The 26,431-nt window shown below is 70.1% G+C and carries 15 protein-coding genes and 1 riboswitch; of the genes, 12 read left to right on the top strand and 3 right to left on the bottom strand.

What is annotated here, in order from left to right:
* The first annotated feature begins 54 nt into the window (after nucleotides 1-54).
* The 6 genes from metK to OIE47_RS00295 all read left to right on the top strand — a co-directional run bounded on the left by metK (nucleotide 55) and on the right by OIE47_RS00295 (nucleotide 8,048).
* A complete protein-coding gene (gene metK / locus OIE47_RS00320; RefSeq protein WP_326559440.1) occupies nucleotides 55-1,248 on the top strand; it encodes a methionine adenosyltransferase in 1,194 nt (397 codons plus the stop codon).
* Nucleotides 1,249-1,307: 59 nt separating this feature from the next.
* On the top strand, nucleotides 1,308-3,377 hold the full coding sequence (locus OIE47_RS00315; protein ID WP_326562953.1) for a primosomal protein N': 2,070 nt from the start codon (nucleotides 1,308-1,310) through the stop codon (nucleotides 3,375-3,377).
* Between the two features lie 144 nt (nucleotides 3,378-3,521).
* Nucleotides 3,522-4,520, top strand: a complete 999-nt coding sequence (locus OIE47_RS00310) for an AAA family ATPase (RefSeq protein ID WP_326559439.1) — start codon at nucleotides 3,522-3,524, stop codon at nucleotides 4,518-4,520.
* 443 nt (nucleotides 4,521-4,963) lie between these two features.
* On the top strand, nucleotides 4,964-5,524 hold the full coding sequence (gene def, locus OIE47_RS00305; RefSeq protein WP_326559438.1) for a peptide deformylase: 561 nt from the start codon (nucleotides 4,964-4,966) through the stop codon (nucleotides 5,522-5,524).
* A 5-nt stretch (nucleotides 5,525-5,529) separates the two neighbouring features.
* Entirely contained in the window at nucleotides 5,530-6,474 is a 945-nt protein-coding gene (gene fmt, locus OIE47_RS00300) for a methionyl-tRNA formyltransferase (RefSeq protein WP_326559437.1), read from the top strand.
* A gap of 74 nt (nucleotides 6,475-6,548) precedes the next feature.
* The gene (locus OIE47_RS00295; RefSeq protein ID WP_442792123.1) at nucleotides 6,549-8,048 is read left to right on the top strand and encodes an RsmB/NOP family class I SAM-dependent RNA methyltransferase; all 1,500 of its coding nucleotides are present in this window, start codon (nucleotides 6,549-6,551) and stop codon (nucleotides 8,046-8,048) included.
* 84 nt (nucleotides 8,049-8,132) lie between these two features.
* Here OIE47_RS00295 and OIE47_RS00290 read toward each other — a convergent pair whose 3' ends face one another.
* From OIE47_RS00290 to OIE47_RS00280, 3 genes are all read right to left on the bottom strand, one after another.
* The gene (locus OIE47_RS00290) at nucleotides 8,133-9,023 is read right to left on the bottom strand and encodes a septum formation family protein (RefSeq protein ID WP_326559436.1); all 891 of its coding nucleotides are present in this window, start codon (nucleotides 9,021-9,023) and stop codon (nucleotides 8,133-8,135) included.
* A 151-nt stretch (nucleotides 9,024-9,174) separates the two neighbouring features.
* Complete coding sequence (locus OIE47_RS00285) at nucleotides 9,175-10,851, bottom strand: ArnT family glycosyltransferase (RefSeq protein WP_326559435.1); 1,677 nt, start codon at nucleotides 10,849-10,851, stop codon at nucleotides 9,175-9,177.
* A gap of 63 nt (nucleotides 10,852-10,914) precedes the next feature.
* Nucleotides 10,915-14,394, bottom strand: a complete 3,480-nt coding sequence (locus tag OIE47_RS00280; RefSeq protein ID WP_326559434.1) for an FG-GAP-like repeat-containing protein — start codon at nucleotides 14,392-14,394, stop codon at nucleotides 10,915-10,917.
* Nucleotides 14,395-14,643: 249 nt separating this feature from the next.
* Here OIE47_RS00280 and OIE47_RS00275 point away from each other — a divergent pair, with 249 nt between their 5' ends.
* The 6 genes from OIE47_RS00275 to ribD all read left to right on the top strand — a co-directional run bounded on the left by OIE47_RS00275 (nucleotide 14,644) and on the right by ribD (nucleotide 26,428).
* Nucleotides 14,644-21,570: an RHS repeat-associated core domain-containing protein gene (locus OIE47_RS00275; protein ID WP_326559433.1), complete on the top strand. Its 6,927-nt coding sequence runs from the start codon at nucleotides 14,644-14,646 to the stop codon at nucleotides 21,568-21,570.
* A 28-nt stretch (nucleotides 21,571-21,598) separates the two neighbouring features.
* Nucleotides 21,599-22,036: an SUKH-3 domain-containing protein gene (locus OIE47_RS00270; RefSeq protein WP_326559432.1), complete on the top strand. Its 438-nt coding sequence runs from the start codon at nucleotides 21,599-21,601 to the stop codon at nucleotides 22,034-22,036.
* A gap of 464 nt (nucleotides 22,037-22,500) precedes the next feature.
* Nucleotides 22,501-23,046, top strand: a complete 546-nt coding sequence (locus tag OIE47_RS00265) for a hypothetical protein (protein WP_326559431.1) — start codon at nucleotides 22,501-22,503, stop codon at nucleotides 23,044-23,046.
* Nucleotides 23,047-23,254: 208 nt separating this feature from the next.
* Nucleotides 23,255-23,935 (top strand): ribulose-phosphate 3-epimerase, encoded by a 681-nt coding sequence (gene rpe, locus OIE47_RS00260; RefSeq protein WP_326559430.1) that lies wholly within the window; start codon nucleotides 23,255-23,257, stop codon nucleotides 23,933-23,935.
* Complete coding sequence (locus tag OIE47_RS00255) at nucleotides 23,932-24,894, top strand: GGDEF domain-containing response regulator (RefSeq protein WP_326559429.1); 963 nt, start codon at nucleotides 23,932-23,934, stop codon at nucleotides 24,892-24,894. The genes rpe and OIE47_RS00255 overlap by 4 nt, the downstream gene beginning before the upstream one ends.
* Before the next feature lie 123 nt (nucleotides 24,895-25,017).
* Nucleotides 25,018-25,196: riboswitch (FMN riboswitch) on the top strand.
* Nucleotides 25,197-25,366: 170 nt separating this feature from the next.
* Entirely contained in the window at nucleotides 25,367-26,428 is a 1,062-nt protein-coding gene (ribD, locus tag OIE47_RS00250) for a bifunctional diaminohydroxyphosphoribosylaminopyrimidine deaminase/5-amino-6-(5-phosphoribosylamino)uracil reductase RibD (protein ID WP_326559428.1), read from the top strand.
* The last annotated feature ends 3 nt before the right edge of the window (nucleotides 26,429-26,431 follow it).

The raw sequence follows: 26,431 nt of genomic DNA, 5'->3' as shown, positions 1-26,431 counted from the left end.
ATGTCCGCGGCGCTAGACTGCCGCCGACACTCTTCGAGATCCTTTAGGAGCACCGTGGCACGCCGCCTGTTCACTTCCGAGTCGGTCACGGAAGGCCACCCGGACAAGATCGCTGACCAGATCAGCGACGGCATCCTTGACGCGCTGCTGACCCAGGACCCGCGCAGCCGGGTGGCGGTCGAGACCCTCATCACCACCGGTCAGGTGCACGTGGCGGGTGAGGTGACCACCAAGGCGTACGCCGACATCCCGACGATCGTCCGGGAGACGATTCTCGGGATCGGGTACGACTCGTCGAAGAAGGGTTTCGACGGGGCCTCCTGTGGTGTGAGCGTCTCCATCGGTTCCCAGTCGCCCGACATCGCGCAGGGCGTGGACAGCGCCCTCGAGCTGCGGTCGGGTTCCTCGGAGAGTGCGCTGGACGCGCAGGGTGCCGGTGACCAGGGCATGATGTTCGGCTTCGCCTGCTCCGAGACGCCCGAGCTGATGCCGCTGCCGATCGCGTTGGCGCACCGGCTGGCCCGCCGGCTCGCCTCGGCCCGCAAGGACGGGACGATCCCGTACCTGCGCCCGGACGGCAAGACCCAGGTCACCATCGAGTACGACGGGTTGCGCCCGGTCCGGCTGAACACGGTGGTCGTCTCCAGCCAGCACGCGGCGGACATCTCGCTGGAGTCGCTGCTGACCCCGGACGTACGCGAGCACGTCATAGCCCCGGAACTCGAGGAACTGGGCCTGGAGACCGAGGGTTACCGGCTGCTGGTGAACCCGACCGGGCGGTTCGAGATCGGCGGCCCGATGGGCGACGCGGGTCTGACCGGCCGGAAGATCATTGTGGACACCTACGGCGGTTACGCCCGGCACGGCGGCGGCGCGTTCTCCGGCAAGGACCCGTCGAAGGTCGACCGGTCGGCGGCGTACGCGACCCGGTGGGTGGCGAAGAACGTGGTGGCCGCAGGTCTGGCCGAGCGGTGCGAGGTGCAGGTCGCGTACGCGATCGGCAAGGCGCACCCGGTGAGCCTGTTCGTGGAGACCTTCGGCACGGAGAACGTCCCGGTGGAGCGGATCGAGAAGGCGATCGGTGAGGTCTTCGACCTGCGTCCGGCCGCGATCATCCGTGACCTCGACCTGCTCCGTCCGATCTACCAGAAGACCGCCGCGTACGGCCACTTCGGTCGTGAGCTGCCGGATCTGACCTGGGAGGGCACCGACCGTGCCGCCGACCTCAAGTCGGCCGCAGGAGCCTGACCACCGCTAGGCGTACCGACCGGCAGCCCGCGAGCGGGCTGCCGGTCGCTCGCGTAGTGGTGGACGTGCCGCTGGCCCACCTGGACCGCCCGTTCGACTACCTGGTGCCCAGCGAACTCGCCGAGACGGCCCGGCCCGGGACGCGGGTCCGGGTCCGGTTCGCCGGCCAACTGGTCGACGGCTGGTTGCTGGAGCGGGTCGAGTCCTCCACGCACGACGGCCGGCTGACCTACCTCGAACGCCTCGTCTCGGCGGAACGGGTGCTCTCCCCGGAGATCGCCCGGCTGGCCCGGGCGGTCGCGGACCGGTACGCCGGTGGTCTGGTCGACGTGCTCCGGCTCGCCGTGCCACCCCGCCACGCCCGGGTCGAGTCGCAGCCCGCCCCCGCCCGGGTGACCACCGACCCGTCGCCGACCGACGTCGTGGTGGCCGCCGGAGTGGCGCCCGCGGGCGTGGCGCCATCCGAGGTGGTGGCGGATGCGGCGGCGTCACCCGACGTGGTGCCGGCGGACGCGACGAGCCCTGACGTGGCGCCGGCAGACGTGGCGCGGCCCGACGTGGTCGCGGGCGACCGACCCGGGCGGGGATGGCGGGACTATCCGGCCGGACCGGGGTTCCTGCGGGCACTCACCGACGGGCGACGCCCGCGTGCGGTCTGGTCGGCGCTGCCCGGGGAGGAGTGGGCGGCACGGTTCGCCGAGGCGGCCGCGGCCACCGTACGCGGTGGGCGGGGAGTGGTCGCGGTGGTCGCCGACGCCCGCGACCTCGACCGCCTCGACGCGGCGCTCACCGCCGAACTCGGCACCGGACGGCACGTCGCGCTCTCCGCGGCGCTCGGCCCGGCCAAGCGTTACCGGGCCTTCCTCGCCGCCGCGCGGGGACAGGTGCCGGTGGTGATCGGCACCCGGGCGGCGATGTTCGCCCCGGTCGACCGGCTCGGGCTGGTGGCGATCTGGGACGACGGCGACGACCTGCACTCCGAACCGCGCGCCCCGTACCCGCATGCCCGCGAGGTGCTGCTCACCCGTGCCCAACTCGGTGACGCGGCGGTCCTGGTGGCGGGGCACGCCCGGACCGCCGAGGCGCAACTGCTGGTCGAGACCGGTTGGGCGAAGGAGATCGTGGCCGACCGGGCGACGGTGCGGGCGCGTACGCCGCAGGTGACACCGACCGGTGACGACCCGCAACTGGCCCGGGATCCGGGGGCGGCGACCGCGCGGCTGCCGAGCCTGGCCTGGGAGGCGGCCCGGGCGGCGCTGCGGGCGGATCTGCCGGTGCTGGTCCAGGTGCCGCGTCGGGGGTACCTGCCCTCGGTCTCCTGCGCCAACTGCCGCGCTCCGGCCCGGTGCCCGCACTGCGCGGGGCCGCTCGCGCTGCGTTCGGCGAACGCCGTACCGAGCTGCCACTGGTGTGGGCGGGTCGCGGCGGCGTACACCTGCCCGGAGTGCGGGGGGCGGCGGCTGCGCGCGGCGGTGGTCGGCGCCCGGCGTACGGCGGAGGAACTGGGGCGGGCGTTCGCCGGCGTGCCCGTGCGGACCTCGGGTCGGGAGGAGGTGCTCGGCGAGGTGCCGGCGGAGGCCGGGCTGGTGGTGGCGACGCCCGGCGCCGAGCCGCTCGCGGCCGGCGGTGGGTACGGTGCGGTGCTGTTGCTGGACTCCTGGGCGCTGCTGACCCGGGCCGACCTGCGGGCCGCCGAGGAGGCGCTGCGGCGCTGGCTGACCGCTGCGGCGCTGGCCCGACCGGCGGCGGCCGGTGGCCGGGTGGTGCTGGTGGCCGACGGCGCGCTGGCGCCGGTGCAGGCGCTGCTGCGCTGGGATCCGGCCTGGTTCGCCGCCCGTGAGCTGGCCGAGCGGCGGGAGCTGGGCTTCCCGCCGGCGGCCCGGATGGCGAGCCTGACCGGGGTGCCCGACGCGGTCGCCGACCTGCTCGCGGTCACCCGGTTGCCGGCCGGGGCGGAGGTCCTCGGTCCGGTGCCGGCGGGGGAGGGGCAGGAGCGGATGCTGGTCCGGGTGCCCCGTGGCCGGGCCGGTGCGTTGGCGGTCGCGCTGCACGAGGCGGCCGGGGTACGCACCGCCCGCAAGGCCGGTCAGGCGGTACGGATCCAGGTCGATCCGCTGGATCTGTTCTGACCTGTGGTCCGCCGGGAGCCTGGTGTACGCGTGGTAACATCGCCCCTCATGTCGCCGCCCATTGGTGTGACGATGCCGTGATCACACCGGTTCGGTGTGTAATCGAGTGATCCTAATCAGTCTGCGATCAGGGGTGTGTGCGTCGTGACCGATCGTCAATCGATCGTTCTCAATGGAGATCTCGGCAGCGGTAAGAGCACCGTGTCGATCGAACTCGCCAAGCGACTCGGCCTGCGCCGAATCAGCGTCGGTGACCTGTACCGCGAGATGGCGCAGCGGCGTCAGATGACCACCCTGCAGCTCAACCTGCACGCCGAGCTCGACCAGGCGGTCGACGGGTACGTCGACCAGCTCCAGCAGGACATCGCCGACTCCGGCGAGCAGTTGATCGTCGACAGCCGCCTGGCCTGGCACTTCTTCCGGGACGCGCTCAAGATTCACATGATCACCGAGTCGACCGAGGCCGCCCGCCGGGTGCTGGCCCGCCCCTCCGGCCCGGCCGAGAGCTACACCTCGATCGAGGAGGCCCGGACCAAGCTCCGGGAACGCAGCGAGAGCGAGCGCAGCCGGTTCATCCTCCGGTACGGCGTGGACAAGGCCAAACTGCGCAACTACGACCTGATCTGCGACACCACCCGAGCCTCCGCCATGGAGGTCGTCGAGCACGTCATCGCCGCCTTCGAGGGCACCCTCGGCAAGCAGGTGCTCCAGGAGGCGCCGCCGCTGCTCCTGCTCGACCCCGGCCGGATCTACCCCAGCCAGGAGATCCAGGGCCTGCGCGGACTCTGGGAGTCGGACTTCGTCAACGACGTGGCGCAGGCCGGGGAGGCGGCCCTGGAACCGCTCAGCATCGGCTACACCGGCACCGACTTCTTTGTCGTCGACGGCCACCGGCGACTCAGCGCCGCCCTGCGCAACGGGTTCAAGCTGGTCCCCGGCCGACTGGTCGCCGAGGTCGACGAGCCCGTGGTCGGCGGCCGGTCCGCGGTCGAGTTCTTCCAGGCCGAGGTCGGCCTGGGCACGATCTACGACTGGGACGCGGCGCACGGCGTACGGCTGCCCCTGCCCGAACACGTGCTCGCCCAGGCCGACACCGCCCCGGCCGACCCGATCCTCGCCAGCGAGGCCGGCATCTCCTCGTAACGGGCCATCCGGCACCACCGGGCGGCATGACGGATCCTCGGATCCGGCTCCGGAGGTACGACGGCGCGACGGCGGCGTGGTTGATCGCCGGTCACCCGACATCGCGGCGAGCCCGGCGAACGGCGTCCCGCCACGCACCGGATCGCCCGAGATACCGCGTGACCCCGGTCGCCCGGTCCCGTCGACGTGGTGGACAGCCGGGCTCAACCGGGTCGGGATGCCGGCCCACCGGGCCTGCCCACCCCGCACGGCCACGAGCGGCTGCCGGTGTCGGTGGCCTGAAATCAGCCGGTACCGCCGCCGTAGACTGGTACGGCAGCATCCTGTCTGCCCCCGTTCCGCCGGGGGCCGGTTTCTCCCGATGGTGGTCCGCCCGAGCGGGCTTCCCGCCGGGACGACCGACCCGCCGGTAACGTCGTCCCCCAGCTAAGGAGCCGTCCCGCGTGACCGTCCAGCCCATCCGTCTGTTCGGGGATCCGGTGCTGCGCACGCCGGCCGAGCCGGTGGTCGACTTCGACGCCGAGCTGCGCAAGCTGGTCGCCGACCTCACCGACACGATGCGTGACCGCAACGGTGCCGGGCTGGCCGCCCCACAGCTCGGGGTCGGCCTGCGGGTGTTCACCTTCGACGTGGACGACGTGGTCGGTCACCTGATCAACCCGGTGCTCTCCTTCCCGGACGAGGAGGAGCAGGACGGCCCGGAGGGCTGCCTGTCCATCCCCGGGCTCTACTTCGACACCGTGCGCCGGCAGAACGTCGTGGCCAAGGGCTCCAACTCGTACGGCGACCCGCTGCAGATCGTCGGCACCGGGCTGATGGCCCGGTGCGTACAGCACGAGACCGACCACCTCGACGGGGTGCTCTTCCTCGACCGGCTCTCGGTCGAGGGGCGCAAGGAGGCGATGAAGGCGATCCGCGCGGCGGACTGGTACGACGCCGGCGCCCCGCCGGTGATCAAGACCAGCCCGCACGGCGCGGGCAGTCCCTTCGGCCTGGGGAGGTGACCCGGATGCGCCTGGTCTTCGCCGGCACACCGGCCGTCGCCCTGCCCGCCCTGGAGGCGGTGGCCGCCTCCCGCCACGAACTGCTCGCCGTGGTGACCCGCCCGGACGCCCCCGCCGGCCGCGGCCGTGGCCTGGTCCGCTCCCCGGTCGGCGCCTGGGCCGACGAGCACGGCATCGAGGTGCTCACCCCGGCCCGCCCGCGTGAGCCCGAGTTCCTGGCCCGGCTGACCGAGCTGGCCCCGGACTGCGTACCGGTGGTCGCGTACGGCGCGCTGGTGCCACCGGCGGCACTGGAGATCCCCACCCACGGCTGGGTCAACCTGCACTTCTCGCTGCTACCCGCCTGGCGCGGGGCGGCGCCCGTACAGCACGCGGTGCTGCACGGCGACGCGGTGATCGGCGCCAGCGTTTTCCAGCTCGAAGCCGGGCTGGACACCGGCCCGGTGTACGGCACCCTGACCGACGAGATCCGCCCCACCGACACCTCCGGTGACCTGCTGACCCGACTCGCCGCCTCCGGCGCAGGGCTGCTCGTGGCCGTGCTCGACGCGATCGAGGCGGGCACCGCCCGCGCCGAACCGCAGCCGGTCGACGGGGTCTCCCTGGCCCCGAAACTGACCGTCGCCGACGGCCAGGTCCGGTGGTCCGAACCGGGCTTCGCGGTGGACCGGCGGATCCGGGCGGCCACCCCGGCGCCCGGCGCCTGGACCACCTTCCGAGGCGACCGGGTCAAGCTCGGCCCGGTCCGACCGATCGCCAATTCACCCGATCTCAAACCAGGAGAGCTGCTCATCGAACGGACCCAGGTACTCGTCGGCACCGCCACCACCGCGGTCGCTCTCGGCGAGGTACGCGCTGCGGGCAAGAAGCCGATGCCGGCCACCGACTGGGCGCGCGGCGTCCGGGTCGCCCCGGGCGAGACCTTCCAGAACGCCGAGGTGACCGAGTGATCGCCTCGTCCGACAACCGCGACCAGACCCGCTCCGAGGACCGCCCGCCGGCCCGGTCGGACGACCGCCCGGCCGTGCGCTCCGACGCCCGTGGGGGACCGCGCTCCGAGGAACGGGGACGACCCCGCTTCGACGACCGTGGCCGCCCCCGGGACGCCCGTGGCGGGCGGGACCGGTCCACCGGTACGGGCGGACGCGGTCGACCGGGCGGCCCACCGGCCGACCTGCCGCGCCTGGCGGCGTACGAGGCCGTGGCTGCGGTGCACCGGGACGACGCGTACGCGAACCTGGTGCTGCCGGGACTCCTGCGCGACTGGGGACTGCACGGACGTGACGCCGCCTTCGCCACCGAGCTGACCTACGGCACGCTGCGGGTACGGGGCACCCTGGACGCGATCCTGGCCGTCGCGGCGGCACGCGAGGTCGCCCGGATCGACCCGCAGCCGCGCGACGCGCTGCGCATCGGTGCGTACCAGCTCCTCTACACCCGGGTGCCGGCCCACGCCGCCGTCTCCGCGACGGTCGAACTGGTCCGCTCGGTGGCACCCGGCGCGACCGGATTCGCCAACGCGGTGATGCGCGAGATCGCCGGCAAGGACCTCGACACCTGGGTCGCCGAGCTGGCGCCGCCGTTCGAGACCGACCCGGTCGGGCACCTCTCGCTCGTCTACAGCCACCCGCAGTGGATCATCCGGTCGTTCGCCGAAGCGCTCGGCGGTGACATGTCCGAGACCACGCGACTGCTGATCGAGGACAACGAGCGCCCGCCGGTGCACCTCTGCGCCCGGCCCGGCCGGGCCGACCCGGTCGCGCTGGCCGACGAGGTACGCGGCGCACCCGGCGCCTTCTCGCCGTACGCCGTGTACCTGTCCGGTGGGGCGCCGGGTGACCTGGCCGCGATCAACGACGGCCGGGCGCACGTGCAGGACGAGGGTTCCCAACTCGTCGCCGCCGCGGTCGCCGCCGCCCCGGTCGAGGGGGAGGACAGCCGCTGGCTCGACCTCTGCGCCGGTCCCGGCGGCAAGGCCGGTCTGCTCGGCGCTCTCGCCGCACAGCGGGGAGCCACCCTCACCGCGGTCGAGGTGGCCGAGCACCGGGCCCGGCTGGTCTCCCAGGCGGTACGCGGCCTGCCGGTCAAGGTGCTCACCATGGACGGACGGACCGTCGGCGAGGACCCCGACCTGCCCTCGGGCGGATTCGACCGGGTACTGGTCGACGCACCCTGTACCGGGCTCGGGTCGCTGCGCCGCCGCCCCGAGTCGCGTTGGCGTCGCCAACCGTCCGACCTGCCGCCGCTGACCCGGCTGCAACGGGAACTGCTCACCGCCGCCCTCCGGGCGGTCCGACCCGGTGGCGTGGTCGCGTACGTGACCTGCTCGCCGCACGTGGTGGAGACCCACGTGACGGTGACCGAGGCGGCGCGACGTTCCGGCGTACCGGTCGATTTTGTCGATGCCCGGCCGCTGCTGCCGGCCGGCATGCCCGGCCTCGGCGACGGCCCCACCGTGCAGCTCTGGCCGCAGCGGCACGGGACCGACGCGATGTTCCTGGCGGTGCTGCGCCGCGGCGAGTAGCCGCCGCTCCCGATCTCCCGTACACCGACGCCCCGGCCGGATGGCCGGGGCGTCGGTGTGGTGTCTCTCGACCGTGGTGGTGCGTCAGTTGATCGGCAGCGCGCCCGGCCCGGCACCCTTCAGGGACCGGGTCAGGGAACGACCGTCGATCCAGAGGAAGCACTGCACCCCGCGGTTGCCGGCGTCCCAGTCGGCCTCGCTGGGGTAGTAGAAGATCCAACCGGTGCGGTACTTCAGGTCGCTGTTGTTGGGCACCTTGGTGAAGGTGGCGATGACACCCATGCACCCCTTCTCGGTGCGGGCGTCGTCCTTGCGGAACGCGTCGTACGGGACGTCCGGCGCGGTCCAGATTCCGGCGAACTCGCTGTTGTGCTTGGCCGTGCAGGCGACCGGCTGCATCTGGTCGATGTCGTCCTTCACCAGCTTCGGCGTGAAGCAGCCGTACGCCAGACCGTGCTGGGTGGTCAGGGCGCCCTTGAGGCTGAGGTACCGGCTCACCACGTCGGGGTTGTCCAGACCCCCGGTCTCCACCAGATCACACCGGAACCAGCGGGCGCCGCCTTCCCACGCGTAGCTCGACGGTGGCACCACGCTCACCGAGAGCCGGCCGCCGCGCCAGTCTCCCCCGACGAACTCGTTGGCCTTGCCGTCGCACTCGCCCCGAGCCGCCCGCATGCTGGGTGACCCTTCCGCCGGGGGACTGGTCCGATCAGCGTCAGCCCCGCTGAAGGTGCCCACGTGCACCGTCTCGGCGTCGTGCAACTGTCCACAGTCGACCGGCTGGTAGGAACTCAGGTAACCGACGTCCACCGGCCGTGGGTGGCAGGTGCCGGCCGGTGGGGTGAAACTGACCGGAGCCCCGATCGTGGCCCAGTCGTCGGTCAGGTCGCCGTCGACACCTTCGGGCAGGGCACAACCGCTCAGTACGAGGGCCGCCATGCCACCGAGAGCCACCGCGGTCAACCAACGTCGCATCTGTTTTGTCCTCCCCGGGGACCCGACGGCCGGCTACCGCGCCCCTGCCGGGCGCCGAAGGCCATCGGCCGAGCAGCATACCGGTACCCTCCCCGGTAGCGGCGCGCTGGCATCCCGGCACCGGCGGTGGTGCCGGGCGACGGCCGGTCGGCTACAGGATGCAGACGTCGGTGCCGGCGGTGCTCCCGGTCGGTAGCTCGATGAGCAGCACGCGGGCACCGCGGAAGAGGTGTTCGGATATGGTGGCGCCCTTACCCAGGCGCTCGTTGAGGACCTTGTTCTCCTCGTCGGTGTAGTCGGTGGTCTCGTAGAGCCACAGCCGCGTACGTCCGGCCAATTGAGTCGCCGCGTTCACACCCGGGCAGGCACCCGCCTCGGCCGGGTAGATGATGCCGTCGGCGGTCGGGCCGTAATAGGACTGCGCGTTCGAGGACTCCCGGGTGACGAGGAAGGCCTCGCCGGGCTGTTTGTGGTCCGCCACGTACCGGAGGGCTTCCCGGTACTCGGACAGGTTCCCGCCGCTGCCCATCATGTAGGCGCTCGCCGGGTGTCGCAGACCATCGACGTCGGTGCGCAGTTGCGGTCCCATGAGCACTGCGATGCCGACCAACGCCACCGCACACCGCACCCAGCCGAGCACGGACCTCGTGGCCAACGGCGGCGACGCGGCCGAGGACGCCGAGGCGGCTGACGGTGACGAGGCGGCGAAGCCCGCCAGGATGATGAGCGTGGGCACGGCGTACACGGCGAGGCGGCCGGTCAGCGGGTAGGCGGAAACGGCACCGCCGCCGAGACCGACGGCGATGGGGAGCAACAGCATCGCCACACTCAGGCCACCGATGCGCCGCCAGCACAACACCGCGCCGAGGAGCAGGATCAGGAGGAACAGGGTCAGCGACCACATTTCCAGCGGATCCGTACCAAGGCCCGTGACCTTGTCGGTGAACCACGCCCAGGTCGCCGGAAGGTCGGTGAGCGGACGCTCCGGGTAGACGTGCGCCCGCTCCCAGAACGCGCGGAGCAGAGGGTCGGCCTGGCTCGCGCGGTACATGGGCAGTCCCATGGTCACCAGCAGAACCAGCCAGACCGGAATGGCGGCCATGAACCGGCCGAGGTTGCGCAGGCGCTCCTGCCGGGTCCGCCCCCGCTCGGCCAGCCGTTGCAGCACCAGCAACACGGCGAGCGCGCCCGCAACCGGAATCGCCAGGGCGCTCATCGTGACCCCGACCCCGGCGGCCACCCAGAAGACGATGCCCGCACGCCAGGACAACCGGTCTCGCTGCGCCAGCAGGACGGCGATGCAGACGATCAACGTCACCCAGAAGGCCTCGCTGCTGTACTGCTTGACCTGGTTCGAGTAGGCGATCAGCTGGGGTGCGACCGCGACCAGGGTGATCGTCGCCCAGGCTGCGGGCTTCGACATCAGGCGCCAACCGAAGTACGCGACGAGCGGCAGCAACGCCAGTCCGTAGAGCAGCGGCACCAGTCGCAGTGCCTGTTCGCCGGCGCCGAAGGCGAGCAGTGCGATGCGCTCGAGCCACAACCAGCCGATCGGTGCCGACTGCGAGTAGGTCAGCGGACGGAGCAGGAGTTCGAAGTTCCGGTCGTGGATGTTGTGCGCGATGAACAGTTCGTCGCCCCACATGCCCCGACCGAACATCCACTGCCGCACCCGGAGCGCCGCGCCGAGGAGAATCACCAGTCCGGCGACGGACCAGTAGAGCCGGAAGTCGGCCCGGCGGGCAGCGGTCGGCTCCGCAGAAGCCTCCGGGCGGGCCGGAGCAGATTCCTCCGCGGACGCGGCGGAAACAGTGGGGGTGTCAAGCACGTCGCATGCTAGCACCGGGGGGTGCGGCGCCGGCCCCGTCGGACCGGCGCCCCACCCCGAGGGTCAGAGGACCTTGTTGAAGCCGTTCCAGCCGGTGCCGACGAGGGTTCCGCCGCTGGGGTTGGAGAACTGGCCGGCCGTGTTGGTGCCGTAGTAGGCCTGGAGATCGCCGTTGGCCTTCACCCCGAGCAGGTCGTTCTTGTTGTCGTTGTTGATGTCGCCGGGGGCGACCAGACCGACGGTGAAGGTGTTCCAGCCGGTGCCCGCCAGCGCGGCGCCGTAGTCGCCGCAGAGCGCGAGGTAGGGCAGCCGGTTGTCGGGGTAGTCCATCCACCAGTTCGCGATCCAGCCGGTGGAGCCGTGTGACGTCACGCCGTAGACCCAGTACGGGTTGCCGCTGACGGTCTGCCCGAGACGCTGGCAGACCGGGGTGAACATGTCACCGTTGTTCAGCACGTCGATCGGGGTGGCGCAGGTGGTGGTGCTCGGGGAAGCCTCGCAGGCCGCGTTCGTGGTGCCGACGTTCACCCCGTCCACCCAGACGGTGTAGGTGGTGGCCGCCGGCCGGGCGCAGTTCGGCACGTCCGCGAGCTGGTTGTCGGCGTAGTCGACCAGGTAGGCCGAGATCCACCCGGTCTTGTTGCGCGGCGTCACGACGGAGACCCAGTACGGGTTCGCGCCCTGGTACTCGCCCTTGCGCTGGCAGATCGGGCGGAAGCGTTCGGTCGGATTGAGTTTGTCGATGATTGTCGGGCAGTTGGCGACACCCGGTGAGGCGTCACAGGCGGCGTTCGGCTGGCGTACGTTGACGCCGGTCTCCCAGGTGGCGTACGTGATCCCGGTCGGCGTACGGAAGCCGCCCTTGCCGTTGCCCCGGATCAGGAACAGTTCGCCGTTCGACTTGCGTGCGTACAGGTCGACGGCGCCGTCACCGTCCACGTCGCCCGGTCCGACGATGCTGTCGTACGCCTGCCAGATCCCCCAGCCGAGGCGTACGGCGGCGGACTCGTCGGCCCAGCCGCCGAACCCGTTGCCCCGGTGCAGCACGACCTCACCGGTGCTCTTGCGGGCGATCAGGTCGGGGGCGCCGTCACCGTCCCAGTCGCCGGGCGCGACAACCAGGTTGTACTGGTTCCACCCGCTGGTCTTGACCGGATTGCCGTCGGCGTCCCAGTCCGTGATGATCTCGACCGCCTCGCGGCTGAAGCTGCCCGCGCCGGCACCGTAGTGGTAGACGAGGTCGCCGTCGGCCTCGACCACCAGCAGGTCGCTCCAGCCGTCACCGTCCCAGTCACCCGGGCGCAGGATGTGCAGCCAGCCCTGGCGGTTGCTGTCGATCTTCGTGCAGGTTCCGGTGCGGAAGTCCCCGGCGGTGTTGCCGATGTAGAAGCAGAGGTCGCCGGAGGGAGTCCGGCCGAGCAGGTCGACCTTGCCGTCGGTGTTCAGGTCGCCGCGCTTGGACTGCGGCCCGATCGGTGGGGTGGCGAAGAAGGTGTGGTCGGTGTCGGTGGTGACCGACGGGTTCACCCCGTCGAAGGTGCGTACGTAGAGCGTTCCCGGGCCGGTCTGGGTGGGGATCAGCGTGACGGTCGCCGTACCGCCGGGGACGTTGGCGGCGACGTACTGGCTCGGGGCGTCGTTGTCGATCGCGACGTAGAAGCCGACGATGTCGGTGTTGCCCTTGGCGCTGATGGTGAACTGGCCGGGGATGCCGGCCGGCACGGTGCTGGACAGGCCGCTCGGGTCGTAGTCCGGGTACTGGGCGGAGGTGACGTCGACGTCCGCGCTCGGCATCGTCCGGTCGACCGTGAAGGCGCAGGTGCCGGACCAGCCCGAGTTGGCCCCGTCGGCGTCGCGGGTACGGACCCGCCAGTTGTAGGTGGTGCCGTCGACCAGGCCGGTCTTGAGCAGGATGGTGCTGGCCTGGAGGCCGTTGGACACGGTCACGTTGCGGACCACGGTGGCGCCACCGACCGGCCAGTAGTTGAACTCCGCGGTGACGTTGCCGCCGTCGGCGTCACTGGGCACCGCGCGCAGGGTGAGGTCGGTGTTGCCGATCTTGCCCCCGGCGCAGGCCACCCCGGGGGTGGTCACCAGGCCGGTGGGAACCGACGGATTCGAGTTGTACTCGACCGCCAGGGTCGGGTTGTTCCGGAACTTCTTCCAGCCCAGGGTGTCGGTCTCGCTGCTGGCCCGCAGACCCAGGGTGACCTCCCCGGCGTTGGCCGCGGCCGAGACCCGTACGCCACCGGTGGCGTCGAAGTCGACCCCACCGTCCGGACACGAGGAGCTGTAACCCTTGGCCACGTTCACCGTGGAGAGCTTGGTCATCCAGGAGGGCTGGCTGTTCCAGGTCGTCGACGAGCTGATCCCGCCGGTGTGCCACAGCTCGACCGCTCGGGCGTTGCAGGACCAGGAGTGCGTCTCGTACGCCTGGAAGGTCGCCCGGATGATGTTCTTGCCCTTGACCCGGCTGGTGTCCAACCGGAAGAAGGACCGGTTGACCAGGTTGTCGGTGTCGGAGTGGCCGACCCGGGCGATGTCGGAGGAGTTCCAGTACTTGGTGGTCGGGAACGACTTCCAGACCGAGGTCCAGGCGAGCCGGCCGCCGCTGACGAAGGACGGGTCCAGGTAGACCGGGTACTTCGTACCGCTGCCCCGCAGCAGGTTCTGGTCCGGTGTCAGCGAGAGCGCGCCGGGGGTCACGGTGGTGTCCATGGCCGCCTGGTGCGCCCCGACGTTGGTGTCGAACGTACGGGCCTGTGCGGAGAGTCCGGGATCGGCCTGACCGGAGGAGTCCCACATCCGCGGTGTCGGTGCGGTGAACACCATCTTGCCGTCGCTGTTGTACGCGGTGATGTTGTCGGCGTTGTCGGTGTTCAGGGTGAGCCCGGTGGTGCCGAGGTCGAATCGGAGGGTGGCCAGTTCGGGGTTGGCCGCGGCCTGCGGGGTCTTGACCACCAGGACCTCGGAGAAGCCCTCCACATCGGCCTTGACCACCAGGTCGACGTCGGGCAGCACGTTGGCGTAGGTGGCGCTGTCCCCGGACAGGGTCGGGCGCGGCAGCGGCGCCTTCCAACCCATCCGCAGTTCCCTGCCGTCGCGGTCGAGCTTGACCAGCGTCGGGTCCCCGCCGCCGGAGAAGCTCAGCCCGACCGCGGTCACCCTGGGGGCGATCCGTCCGTCCGGGCCGACGACCAGGGTGGTGTCCACCGGAGTCCAGGTGTTCCCGCGCTTGACCCGGACCGGCCGGACCCGCTGTTCGAGGGTGAACGTGCCCCCGGGGTTGGCGAAGACCTGCTGGGTTTCGGTGGTCAGCGCGTCGACCTCGATGCGCTTGCCGGAGCTGCGGGCGGCGGCGAGGGCGGCGGGTTCGGTGGCGTACCAGGCCTGGTCGCCGTCGGTGCCGGCGGTGGGACTGGCCGGCGTGGTCGGCTGGGCCGAGGCGGATGTGGATCCCACGGCCACGGCGCCGACGGTGGCGATCGTGGCGGTGACGGTGAGCAGCGAGAGGGCGCGCGACAGCGCCCGATGACGTGACATCAGGACCTCCCCGTTGCCCCGGGGCCATCGTCGTCCCGGGCGGCGATGGGCAGTCAACCAGTCACACACCGCTCCTTACAAGACTCACTTCGTCATGAACAGTCCGACAAAGTGGACTGCGCAGGGCAACCGGCGCATTGATGTCAGTGACTTATTCAACTCTTGTGCGTGATGATCAACCGACGTACGGTGTTCCTCGCGCTGTCGCGCCCAAATCGACAGTCGTGACTTCCACGGGGGAGGCTTCCAGTGACACCTGGTCGATTCATGCTGCCCACACCGGCCCGCCGGCCGTTGTTCACCGGCGCCCGGCGCCGGGTGTTCACCGCGCGGAGCCGCCTCGTCCGACGCCTCTCACCGCTGCTGGCGCTGGTCATGCTGCTCAGCGTGCTCACCCCGGTCCGGGCACAGGCGGCACCCGCCACTGTGGACCTGCCCGAGCTGCAACAGGAACCCTCGGTGCCGATGCGGGTCGTCCCCGCCCGGGCGGTGGTGCGCAAGGCCACCGCCCCGGTCAAGCCCAAACCGGTGATCTGGCCCGACGCCGCGACCGCCACCGCCGCAGTGCCGGCCGGCGGCACCGCACGGGTCGGGGACACCCCGGTCAAGGTGGGAACCCCCGCGCGGGCAACGGGCCGGGCGGCGACCGCCGCCGCAGGACCAGCACGGGTACGGGTCGAGGTGCAGGACCGGCCCCGCACCGAGCGGGCTGCCGTACGCGGTCTGCTCTTCGCCCTGCGCAGCGACGACGGTCGCGCCGGACGGGTTTCCGTGGAGGTGGACTACAGCGGGTTCAAGGAGGCGTACGGCGCCGACTGGTCCTCCCGGCTGCGCCTGGTCCAACTCCCCGAATGCGCCCTGACCACACCCGAACTGGCCGAGTGTCAGCAGCGTACGGTGCTGCCGACCCGCAACGACCAGAAGCTGGCCGCCGCCTCCGCCGAGATCGACCTGACCACCTCGGCCAACGCACGCGCCGCCGCCCCCTCGGCCCTGGTCGCCCTCGCCGCCGGCTCCGCCGGCACCGGCGGCAGCTACGCCGCCACCTCGCTCGCCCCCAGCGGCTCCTGGAGCGCCGGCAGCTCCTCCGGTGACTTCTCCTGGTCGTACCCGATGGAACTGCCGCCCTCGGCCGGCGGCCCGGCGCCGCAGATCGGCCTCGGCTACTCCTCCGGCAGCATCGACGGCCGCATGGTCGCGACCAACAACCAGCCCTCCTGGATCGGCGACGGCTGGGACTACTCGCCCGGTTTCGTCGAGCGTCGCTACAAGGCGTGCGCCGAGGACATGGGCTCGGGCGCCAACAACACCGTCAAGACCGGCGACCAGTGCTGGGTGTCGGAGAACATCACCCTGTCGCTCAACGGCCGCAACAGCGAGCTGGTCCGCGACGACGCCACCGGCTCGTGGCGGATGTCCGAGGACGACGGTTCCCGGGTCGAGCGTCTGACCGGCGCGGTCAACGGCGACGACAACGGCGAGTACTGGCGGGTCACCACGACCGACGGCACCCAGTACTACTTCGGCCGCAACCGGCTGCCGAACTGGGCCACCGGCAACCCGGAGACGAGGTCGACCTGGACCGTCCCGATCTTCGGTAACCACGCCGGGGAACCGTGCCACACCAGCACCTTCGACACGTCATCGTGCCAGCAGGGTTGGCGGTGGAACCTCGACCACGTCGTCGACCCGCACGCCAACTCGATGGCGTACTACTACGTGCCGGAGGACAACTACTACGGCCGCAACATCAAGACCACCGGCGTCCAGTACGAGCGCGGCGGCTACCTCGACCGGATCGAGTACGGCCTGCGCAGCGGTACGGAGTACAGCAAGCCGGCGCTGTCCCGGGTCGTCTTCAACGTCGCCGAGCGTTGCCTGCCCGACGCCAACTTCGACTGCGCCGACAGCAAGTTCACCCAGGCGAACGCGTCCCGTTGGCCCGACGTGCCGATCGACCAGAACTGCAAGGCCGGCGAGGCGTGCACTGACCGCTTCTCGCCCACGTTCTGGACCCGCAAGCGGCTGACCGCGATCACCACCCAGGTCCGCAGCGGCGCGTCCTACCAGGACGTCAACACCTGGAGCTTCACGCACCAGTTCCCGCCCACCGGGGACGGGACCGCGCAGGCCCTGTGGCTGTCCGGGATCACGCGTACCGGCAAGGTCGGCGGCGAGCTCAGCACCCCGGCGGTGACCTTCGTCGGCACCCTGATGCAGAACCGGGTGGACCGCAACGAGGGCGTACCGGCGATCACCCGGTACCGGATCGTCGAGATCAACACCGAGACCGGCTCCACCATCGGCATCGACTACTCGTCGCGCGAGTGCAGCGGCTGGCCGACCGTCGTGGTCCCCTCGCAGACGCACAACAACACCATGCGCTGCTACCCGATCTACTGGCAGCCCGAGGGGGAGACCCAGCCGAAGCTCGACTGGTTCCACAAGTACGTGGCGACCCGGGTGGTCGAGCAGGACAGGTCCAGCAACGCACCGCAGGTGCCCAAGGAAACCCGCTACGACTACGTCGGCGACCCGGCCTGGGGCTACGACGACAGCGAGTTCACCAAGGCCGAGCACCGCACCTGGAGCCAGTGGCGCGGGTACGCGCGGGTGCGTACCCGGGTCGGCGCGGCACCGTTCCCGGTCTCGATGACCGAGACGCTGTTCTTCCGCGGCCTGCACGGCGACAAGCAGCCCACCGGCAGCCGCAGCGTCCAGGTTGTCGACTCCGAGGGCGGCTCGATCGACGACATCTCCGACTACCAGGGGATGAGCCGGGAGACGCTCTACTACTCGGGCGACGCCGGCACCCTGCAATCGGCGACCCTGAACACCCCGTGGCGCAGCGCGTCGACCGCCACCCGAGCCAGGGCCGGCACCACCCCGCTGGTCGCGTACGTGACCCAGATGGCGTCGGTACGCTCCCGCTCGCTGCTCTCCGACGGGACCTGGCGGCGTACGGAGGTGCAGCACACCTTCGACGCGTACGGCATCCCGACCCAGACCAGCGACCTGGGTGACCTGGCCCGCAACGACGACAACAGCTGCACCCGGCACGAGTACGCCCGCAACACCACCGCGTGGATCCTCACCACGGTCAAGCGGATCGAGAAGGTCGCCGTCGCCTGTGCGACCACCCCGGCCCGTCCGGCCGACCTCGTCTCCGACACCCGGATGTACTACGACGGCTCGACCACCCACGGAACCGCTCCGACCAAGGGCGACGTGACCCAGGTCGAGGAGCTGATGGAGTGGCCGGCCGGCGGCCCCCGTTACAAGGTCACCTCGAAGTCCGTCTTCGACGCCTACGGCCGGGTGACGGAGGCGTACGACGTCTACGGGAACAAGTCGACCACGGCCTACACCCCGGCCACGGACGCGCTGGTCAGCCAGGTCACCACGACCAACCCGAAGGGCCACCAGAACACGACCTACATGGAACCGGCCTGGGGGGTCAACACCGCGACGGTCGACCCGAACGGCGCGCGTACCGATCTGGCGTACGACCCGATGGGCCGGCTGGTCTCGGTCTGGTTGCCCGGCCGGGCCAAGGCAGACTTCCCGACCACCCCGAACAGCCGGTTCACCTACCGGGTCGTACGCAACGCGCCGGTGGTCGTGACCACCGAGACGCTGAAGGAGGACGGCTCCTACCGGACCGGCTACGAGATCTACGACGGCACGATGCGGCTGCGCCAGACCCAGCAGCCGGCCTCGGGCGGTGGCCGGATCCTGACCGACACCTTCTACGACACCCGTGGCCTGGCCTGGAAGAAGAACGGGGCCTACCACAACGACGCGGCGCCCTCGGCGACGCTGGCCGACTACGTGGGTGACCAGTTCATCCCCAGCCAGTCGGTCACCCAGTACGACGGCATGGGCCGGCCGACCAACGAGATCTTCAACAGCTTCGGCGTGGAGAAGTGGAAGACGGTCACCAGCTACGGCGGCGACCGGGTCTTCGTCGACCCGCCCACCGGCGGAACCCCCACGACCACCATCACCGACGCCCTCGGCCGCGCCACGGAGTTGCGGCAGCACAAGGGCACCACACCCACCGGCGCCTACGACGCGACGACCTACTCCTACGACAGGTTTGGACGGCTCAGTCAGGTCAAGGACCCGGCCGGCAACACCTGGGGCTACGGATTCGACCTGCGAGGCCGGATGGTGAGCAGTTCCGACCCGGACAGGGGAACCGCCACCACGAGGTACGACGACGGTGGACGGGTTGTGTCGACCACCAATGCGCGCAACGACACCATCGCGAGCACGTACGACGAGTTGGGCCGCCCCACCACCATGCGCTACGGCTCGGAGACCGGAACTATCGCGGCCTCCTTCACGTACGACACTCTGAAGCTCGGCTTGCCGACCTCCTCGACCCGACACGTCGGCACCAACGCCTACGTCAGCGAGGTCACCGGGTACAACTTCCGCTATCAGCCGACCGGAACCAAGATCACCGTCCCGGCGAGCGAGGGTGCGCTCGCCGGGACGTACAGCTTCGGTGCCAGCTACACCGCCACCACCGGCCTGCCCAAGACGAACACCTATCCGAGCGGCGGCGGTCTGCCGAGCGAGGTAGTGACCTACGGGTACGACGGGCTGGACATGCCGGTCAGTGTCACCGGGTTGAGCCGCTACCTCCAGTCCACGGCCTACTCGGAGTACGGCGAGCCACTGCGGCAGACGCTCGGCGCGATCAACAAGGAGGTCTTCCTCACCTACAAGTACGAGGACGGCTCCCGGCGGCTCAAGCAGGTCACCACCGACCGGATAACCGCGCCGACCAGGCTGGACGACGTCACGTACCGCTACGACGCGGCCGGCAACGTTCTCCAGATCAAGAACGTCGAGCAGAACACCACCACGGACAACCAGTGCTTCAGCTACGACTACCTGCGCCGGATGACCAACGCCTGGACGGGTACGGACGATTGTGTCGCGGCGCCATCGTCGGCCACGGTCGGTGGGCCGAACCCGTACTGGCACTCGTACACCTTCGACGCGGTCGGCAACCGGCTCTCCGAGACGCAGCACGACACGACCGGTAACCCCGCCAACAACGTCACGTCGAACTACACCTACCCGGCGGCGGGTGCGGCCCAGCCGCACACGCTGCAGTCGGTGACCACCACCGGCCCGCCGACCGGCGGTCTGCCCGGCGGGCAGCGGTTGGACGAGTACGACTACGACGCCACCGGCAACACGACCAGCCGCAAGATCGGTGGCAACGAGCAGGTCCTTGAATGGAACGCCGAGGGACGCCTGGGCAAGGTGACCGAGGGCACCAAGGTCACTGAATACCTCTACGACGCGTCCGGGAGCCGGTTGATCCGACGGGATCCGACGACGGTCACGCTCTACCTCGGATCGACCGAGATGACCCTGAACAAGGCCACATCGGCCGTGACCGGAACCCGCTACTACAGCGGCGTCGGAGCGGTCCGTACCGGAACCCAGGTCAGCTTCCTGCTGGCCGACCACCACGGCACCGCCCAGGCCAGCGTGAACGCGTCCACCCTCGCGCTGACCCGGCGCAAGTTCACCCCGTACGGGCAGGCGCGCGGCACGCAGCCGTCGGTGTGGCCGGGGCAGAAGGGTTTTGTCGGCGGGACGATCGACGCCTCGACCGGCCTCACCAGTCTGGGGGCGCGGGAGTACGACGCGGCAACGGGTCGGTTCATCTCGGTCGACCCGATCATCGACTTCAAAGAACCGCAACAGATGCACGGGTACGCCTACTCGAACAACTCGCCGGTCACGTACACGGACCCCACGGGTCTGCGGATGTGTGTGGACGAGGACTGCGAGGTCACGTACAACCCCGTAACCAAGAAGACCTCGGGTACGGACCGGAACAAGACGCCTTCGGACGGGGCGAAGGCGCCGAGCGGGCCCAGTCGGCAGGATGTTGACAAGGCGAAGAAGGTCAAGGAAAAGAAGATCCTTGACATCGTGATCGAGGCCGGCGGACAGATCCTGCTCGAGGTCCTCGGTATCAACGACATCCGCGACTGCGTGATGAAGGGCGACATCGGCGCCTGTGCGATGGCCGTGGTCGGGTCGCTGCCCTGGGGCAAGATCTTCAAGGCGAAGAAAATCGGCGAGGCCATGGTCCGGGCCGGCAAGGCGGTGATGAACTGGTTCAGCGAGATGAAGTGGGCCCAGCGCGTCCTTGCCAAGGCCGACGAGGCGGCCGCCGCTGCGGCTCGCCAGACGGACGAGGTCGCTGAGGCTGCCGCCACACAGGCCGACGAGGCCGGTGCGACCGCGGCCAGGCAGGGCGACGATGCAGCGGGAGCGGGTGATTCCTGCCCAATTGGGAACAGCTTCACACCGGGTACACAGGTGGTGATGGCAGACGGCTCGTCCAGGCCGATCGAAGACGTCGAACTCGGCGACGAGGTCCTCGCCACGGATCCCGAATCCGGGGTAACCGAGGCCCGCCCGGTCGTGGCGTTGATCGTCGGTGAGGGATACAAGGACCTGGTCGAGGTCACGGTCGACACCGATGGGAACGCGGGTGACTCCTCCGGCACGGTGATCGCCACGGATGGGCACCCGTTCTGGGTGGAGAGCGTCGATGACTGGGTCGTGGCGGCCGAGTTGCAGCCAGGGCAGTGGCTCCGGACCCCGGCGGGCACCTCGGTCCAGGTCGACTCCGTAAGTCACTTCGTTCAGCAGCGTCGCGTGCACAACCTCAGCATTGGGGCTGTTCACACGTACTACGTGGCCGTCGGTAGCACTCCGGTGCTGGTGCACAACTGTGGACCGGAGCCAGGCGAGGCGCCGGCTGGTTCGACGATCGAGGAGTACGCGGAGGCAAACCGGGGGATCAACCAGGCGAGCACGCCCGACTTCGTCACCGAATACACGTCCCCGTCCGGTCGCCGCTATTACGGTCGGACACAGGGAAATACCCAAATCGCGCCAGGGTCGGCACTTGACGACGTACTCGGCCCAACCCATCGCCGTACCTGTTCGGAAGTCTGTGCGATGAACGAGGCGCAGAAAGCTGAAGGTGACCTAGCCATCATCGGAGGTTTCTTCAGGACATTGCGGGTGCGACCGCAGGGCTCTCCGATGGCGAGCGGTGTACCCTTCAAGCCCTGCGAGGACTCCTGTCTGACGTTGATTAGGAAGACTTTTGGTACCTCAAGCCCATAGTTCGGCAAGCTGGGGTGGGTCCCCCAGCGTGCGAGATGCCTTGCGTGTCGCCGGATGGGTCGATGGTCGACGCATCGATCCATCCGGGTGGACCAGTATGCTCGAGGCGGCGGGGTTTCAGTTGAACGACCTGGCACTCAGGGTCTGGGCTGAGTTCGGAGGACTGACGATCCGCAGTTCCGAGGTTCGCGTCCCTCCGTCTTCCTTGCACATTGATCCGGTGGATGCGTGTATCGACGCGTTCGACGAGGCGGAGTTGCTGAGTCGGAGATTCGATAGGAATTACTCCCCGCTGGGGATGTGGTCCGTGCAGTTCAGGTCGTACATCGGTGGGGACGGGCGCGTGATTGCTGTAGGCCCTCAGGTGCTATGGGAACTGGGCTTGAGCTTTTCTGAAGCGCTTGACTTCGTGGTGAACGGTGAAGCGGGAGTGGATCGCGCAGAGTCGGCAGAGTGGCTGGGTTGATTCGGTAGCGGTGGGCATCCGGGGCTGGGCTTACCCCGGTTCCCGGGTGCCCGGCTCCGTCACCGGTTCGGGTGTGCGGCTCGGGCGGCGTTCGGCCAGGTTGGCGCACCTTTGGGGGGCAGTGTCTACGGGGTTGGGGGTTGACGGTCGTGGTCGACCTCCTGTGATGCCTGCAAGCCGCTTACGAGCGCACTCGACATGTCCCAACGCGGGGCGCCGGATGACCGACGACCCGCAAGCGTTCATCCTTCAGTCGCTTGGCAGACTGTGCGCCGCGCAGCGGGCGGACCGGTGGTTCCGGGTACTGGGCGACTGGTCGGTGGTCCAGCGAAGCGGGGTGCGGCTCCGGCCGCGCCCCGCTCGCCTGTGCTGGGCGCACGGAGCTCCTGGTTGCGACGGCGCGACTCCTGGAGGGCGGAAATCAAGTGATAACTCCTCGTGTTTCGGACCCGAGTGGTCGAAGGGTGGTTGCCGTCTGCCTCTCTGTTGCCGCCGTCAATCGAGTCAGTTCGGTCGTACCGATCTTTCTCGGGCGTATGGCCGGTTCGCAGAACACGGACAGGTTCGATCTCAAACAGGGCGTCGAGATGCTTTGGCGTGAGCTTGGCGGCCAGCCGGCGGCAGGCGCTCTTCGGAAGGAACTGGCGGGGCGCATCCCGCGTGTACGTCAAGGCGTCGTCGAGTCGGCGTTACCGGGTGCGGCGGTGGCGGTGGCGGCGATCGATTCAATCAATGTTCTGCTCGATGATTCCCTGGATGACCAGACGTATCTGGTTCGATCGCTTGGCTCTGCGTTGAGTGTCTCGATCGAGCTCGACAAGCTGGAGATCGATCCTCCTGACGAGTACCCGAGCTGGGTCGTGTACGAGTTGCGCGGCCAGTCAGGCCTTTTCGAGGTGCTGGCGGTCGCGAGCCCGAACGTGGATTTGGATGTCGTGTCCGAGCTGCGGATGAGGTCCGGGGAGGAAGCGATGAACTACCGCTATGCAATGAAATCCTTACTCCGTTGAGAGTGGAGAACGGAAACACGATGTGGGCCGGGTCGAGCAGCGCCGCCGTGACGGGTATCTGCTCCGAGGGGTCGCGGGTGGGGGCACGGTCCCGGTGACTGGCTGTCTCCGCCCGCGTGACCCGTACGCCCGACCTTGCGGCCGTCCGACCGTGGGACGGTGTGGTGGCCCGTGTCGTACGGCTGGCGTCCGTTCGTAGACTGGCGCCGTGACCGCACCGACGCCGATCATCGCGCCCAGCATCCTCGCCGCGGATTTCGCGCATCTCGCCGACGAGGCCAGGGTGGTCGAGTCCGCGGCCGACTGGCTGCACGTCGATGTGATGGACAACCACTTCGTACCCAACCTGACCATCGGGCTGCCGGTGGTGCAGAGCCTGCTCGCGGTCACCACGCTGCCGTTCGACGTGCACCTCATGATCGAGGACCCGAGGCGGTGGGCGCCGGCCTACGCCGATGCCGGGGCGTACAACGTGACCTTCCACGCCGAGGCGTGCGACAACCCGGTGGCGCTGGCCAAGGACCTGCGTTCGGCGGGTGCGAAGGCGGGGCTGGCCATCGACCGGGACACCCCGATCGAGCCGTACCTGGACCTCCTGCCGAGCTTCGACACCCTGCTGATCATGACGATCAAGGCGGGTTTCGGCGGGCAGCGGTTCATTCCCGAGCTGCTGGACAAGGTCCGGGCGGCCCGTCGGCACGCGGCCACCGGTCATCTCGAACTGCGGATCGAGGTCGACGGTGGGATCGCCGCCGACACCATCGAGCAGGCCGCGGCGGCCGGTGCGGACGCCTTCGTGGCCGGCACCGCCGTGTACGGCGCGGACGATCCGGCGGCGGCGATCGGCCACCTGCGCGGGCTGGCACAGCGGGCTGTGGCGCGGTCGTGAGCGTCGATCCGGTCGAGGAGCGCCAGGACGTGATCCTGGTGGTGGACGATGACGTCGACATTGCCCGTTTTGTCGAGTTCAATCTACGTCTGCACGGTTTCGACGTGCTGAAGGCCCGCGACGGCCAGGAAGCCCTCGAGATGATCGAGGAGCACCGCCCCGACCTCGCCGTGGTCGACCTGATGATGCCCCGGATCGACGGGCTCGAACTGACCCGCCGGCTGCGCGCCGACCCGATGACCTCGGCCCTGCCGGTGATCATGCTGACCGCCAAGGGCATGACCGTGGACAAGGTGCACGGCCTCACTGCCGGGGCCGACGACTACCTGGTCAAACCGTTCGACACCGCCGAGTTGATCGCCCGGGTCAGCTCCACCCTGCGCCGGAACAAGGAATTCCGGGAGGTCTCCCCGCTGACCGGCCTGCCCGGCAACAGCCGGGTCCGCCGGGAGATCACCGACCGGGTACGCAGCGGCGTCGACTACGCCGTCGGCTACGTCGACATCGACCGGTTCAAGAGCGTCAACGACCGGTACGGCTTCAGCCGGGGCGACGAGTTCATCAGCGCCCTCGCCCGGAGCCTGCACCGGGCGGTGGTCTCGGTCGGGCTGCCACCGGCGTTCCTCGGCCACATCGGCGGCGACGACTTCGTCATCGTCTGCGCCCCGGAGCAGGTACGCCCGATCACCGAGCGGGCCGTGGTCGACTTCGAGAAGACCGCCGACGAGTTGTACGACCCCTCCGACGCCCAGCGCGGCTTCGTCGAGTTGAAGGACCGGCGGGGCAACGTGAAAAAGGCGGCCCTGGTCACCCTCTCCATCGGGGTCTCCCTGTCGGTGCCCGAGCGGCGGTTCACCGACCCGCTCGAGGTGATCGCCGCCGCCTCGGAGATGAAGAGTCTGGCCAAGCACCAACCCGGCTCGTACGTGGCGGTCGATCGGCGCCGGGTCGAGGGCTGATCCGGGTACGCCGGATTATTCCCGCCTGATTGCGCGGGACGTGGTGATGATCAGCGCTGTGAACTAGGTCGCGTAGATGGCGATCGAGGCCCGAAACCGTGTAAGACTCACAACGTACCCACCACGCGCTGGCGGGACTCGGTGAAATTCCGAACCGGCGGTGATCCGCGGCCTCGGCCACGGTAAGCCCGCGACCCGATCGACCCTGTGTCGAGCGGTGGACCTGGTGAGAACCCGGGGCCGACGGTTGAGCGCGGGCTTCTCTGCCCGCACTCAGACAGTCCGGATGGGAGACAGCGCGCGGGACGGACAGGTCTCGGCCGGCACCCTCGGGCGCCCCGGTCCGGGACTCTGCCGGGGTCGGCTGTGCCGTCCCCGGGTTTCTCCGCCGCCGCCTGCGCCGGTCAAGTGCCGGAATGCCTCCCACTCGTCGCGCGTTTGACCGACGAGCGAGGAGAGTAGGGCGCAGGACATGGTGAGCGTCTCCGCCGATGCGGCGATGCGTCGGGCGATCGAGCTGGCCGCCCGCGGCTTGGGCAGCACCAGCCCCAATCCGGTGGTCGGCTGCGTACTGCTCGACGCCGACGGCGAGTTGGTCGGCGAGGGCTTCCACGCCTACGCCGGTGGGCCGCACGCCGAGATCGTCGCGCTGGCCCAGGCCGGTGAGCGCGCCCGCGGCGGCACCGCCGTCGTCACCCTCGAACCCTGCGACCACACCGGCCGTACGGGGCCGTGCACCGGCGCGCTGATCCGGGCCGGGGTGGCCCGGGTGGTGATCGGGGTGGCGGATCCGAACCTGGTCGCCTCCGGTGGCGCGGACACCCTCCGGGACGCCGGGGTCGAGGTCGAGATCGGGGTACGGTCAGCCGAGGTCGAAGCCGGCAACATCGCCTGGCTGACCGCCGTACGCCGGGGCCGTCCGTACGTCATCTGGAAGTACGCCTCGACCCTCGACGGGCGCTCCGCCGCCGCCGACGGCACCAGCATGTGGATCACCTCCGAGGCCGCCCGGATGGACGTGCACGCCCTGCGCGGCACCGTGGACGCGGTGATCGCCGGGGTCGGCACGGTCATCGCCGACGACCCGCGACTGACCGCCCGGAACCTGCGCGACGGCAGCCTGGCCATCCGGCAGCCGCTGCGGGTGGTGGTGGACAGCTCCGGTCGTACCCCGGCGGATGCCCGCGTGCGCGACGGCGCCGCCCGCACCTGGGTGGTGACCACCGCGGAGCTCGGCGCCAACAAGGACGACCGGGTCGACCTGGAGGCCCTGCTCGCCGAGCTGTACCAGCGCGGCGTCCGGGCCGCGCTACTGGAGGGCGGACCGACCCTCGCCGGCGCCTTCCTCGCCCTCGGCCTGGTCGACAAGGTCATCGGCTACGTGGCACCGAAGCTGCTCGGCGCCGGCCCGGCCGCGCTCGCGGACGCCGGCCCCCGCACCATCTCCGAGGTCATCGACCTCGATTTCGTCGACATCACGCAGGTCGGTCCCGACCTGCGGATCACCGCGCTGCCCCGGAAGAGGGAGGGCTGAGAC

Origin of the sequence: Micromonospora sp. NBC_01796, assembly GCF_035917455.1 — a bacterium.
In the GTDB taxonomy this organism is placed as follows: Bacteria; Actinomycetota; Actinomycetes; order Mycobacteriales; family Micromonosporaceae; genus Micromonospora_G.
Note: the sequence above shows the minus strand (reverse complement) of the source record. Positions and strands in the feature narration are given on the sequence as shown.

Excerpts from the sequence above, each read along its gene's own strand:
- fmt (WP_326559437.1), top strand. The coding sequence starts at position 5,530 with ATGCGCCTGGTCTTCGCCGGCACACCGGCCGTCGCCCTGCCCGCCCTG.
- OIE47_RS00290 (WP_326559436.1), bottom strand. The coding sequence starts at position 9,023 with ATGCGACGTTGGTTGACCGCGGTGGCTCTCGGTGGCATGGCGGCCCTC.
- OIE47_RS00280 (WP_326559434.1), bottom strand. The coding sequence starts at position 14,394 with ATGTCACGTCATCGGGCGCTGTCGCGCGCCCTCTCGCTGCTCACCGTC.
- ribD (WP_326559428.1), top strand. The coding sequence starts at position 25,367 with ATGGTGAGCGTCTCCGCCGATGCGGCGATGCGTCGGGCGATCGAGCTG.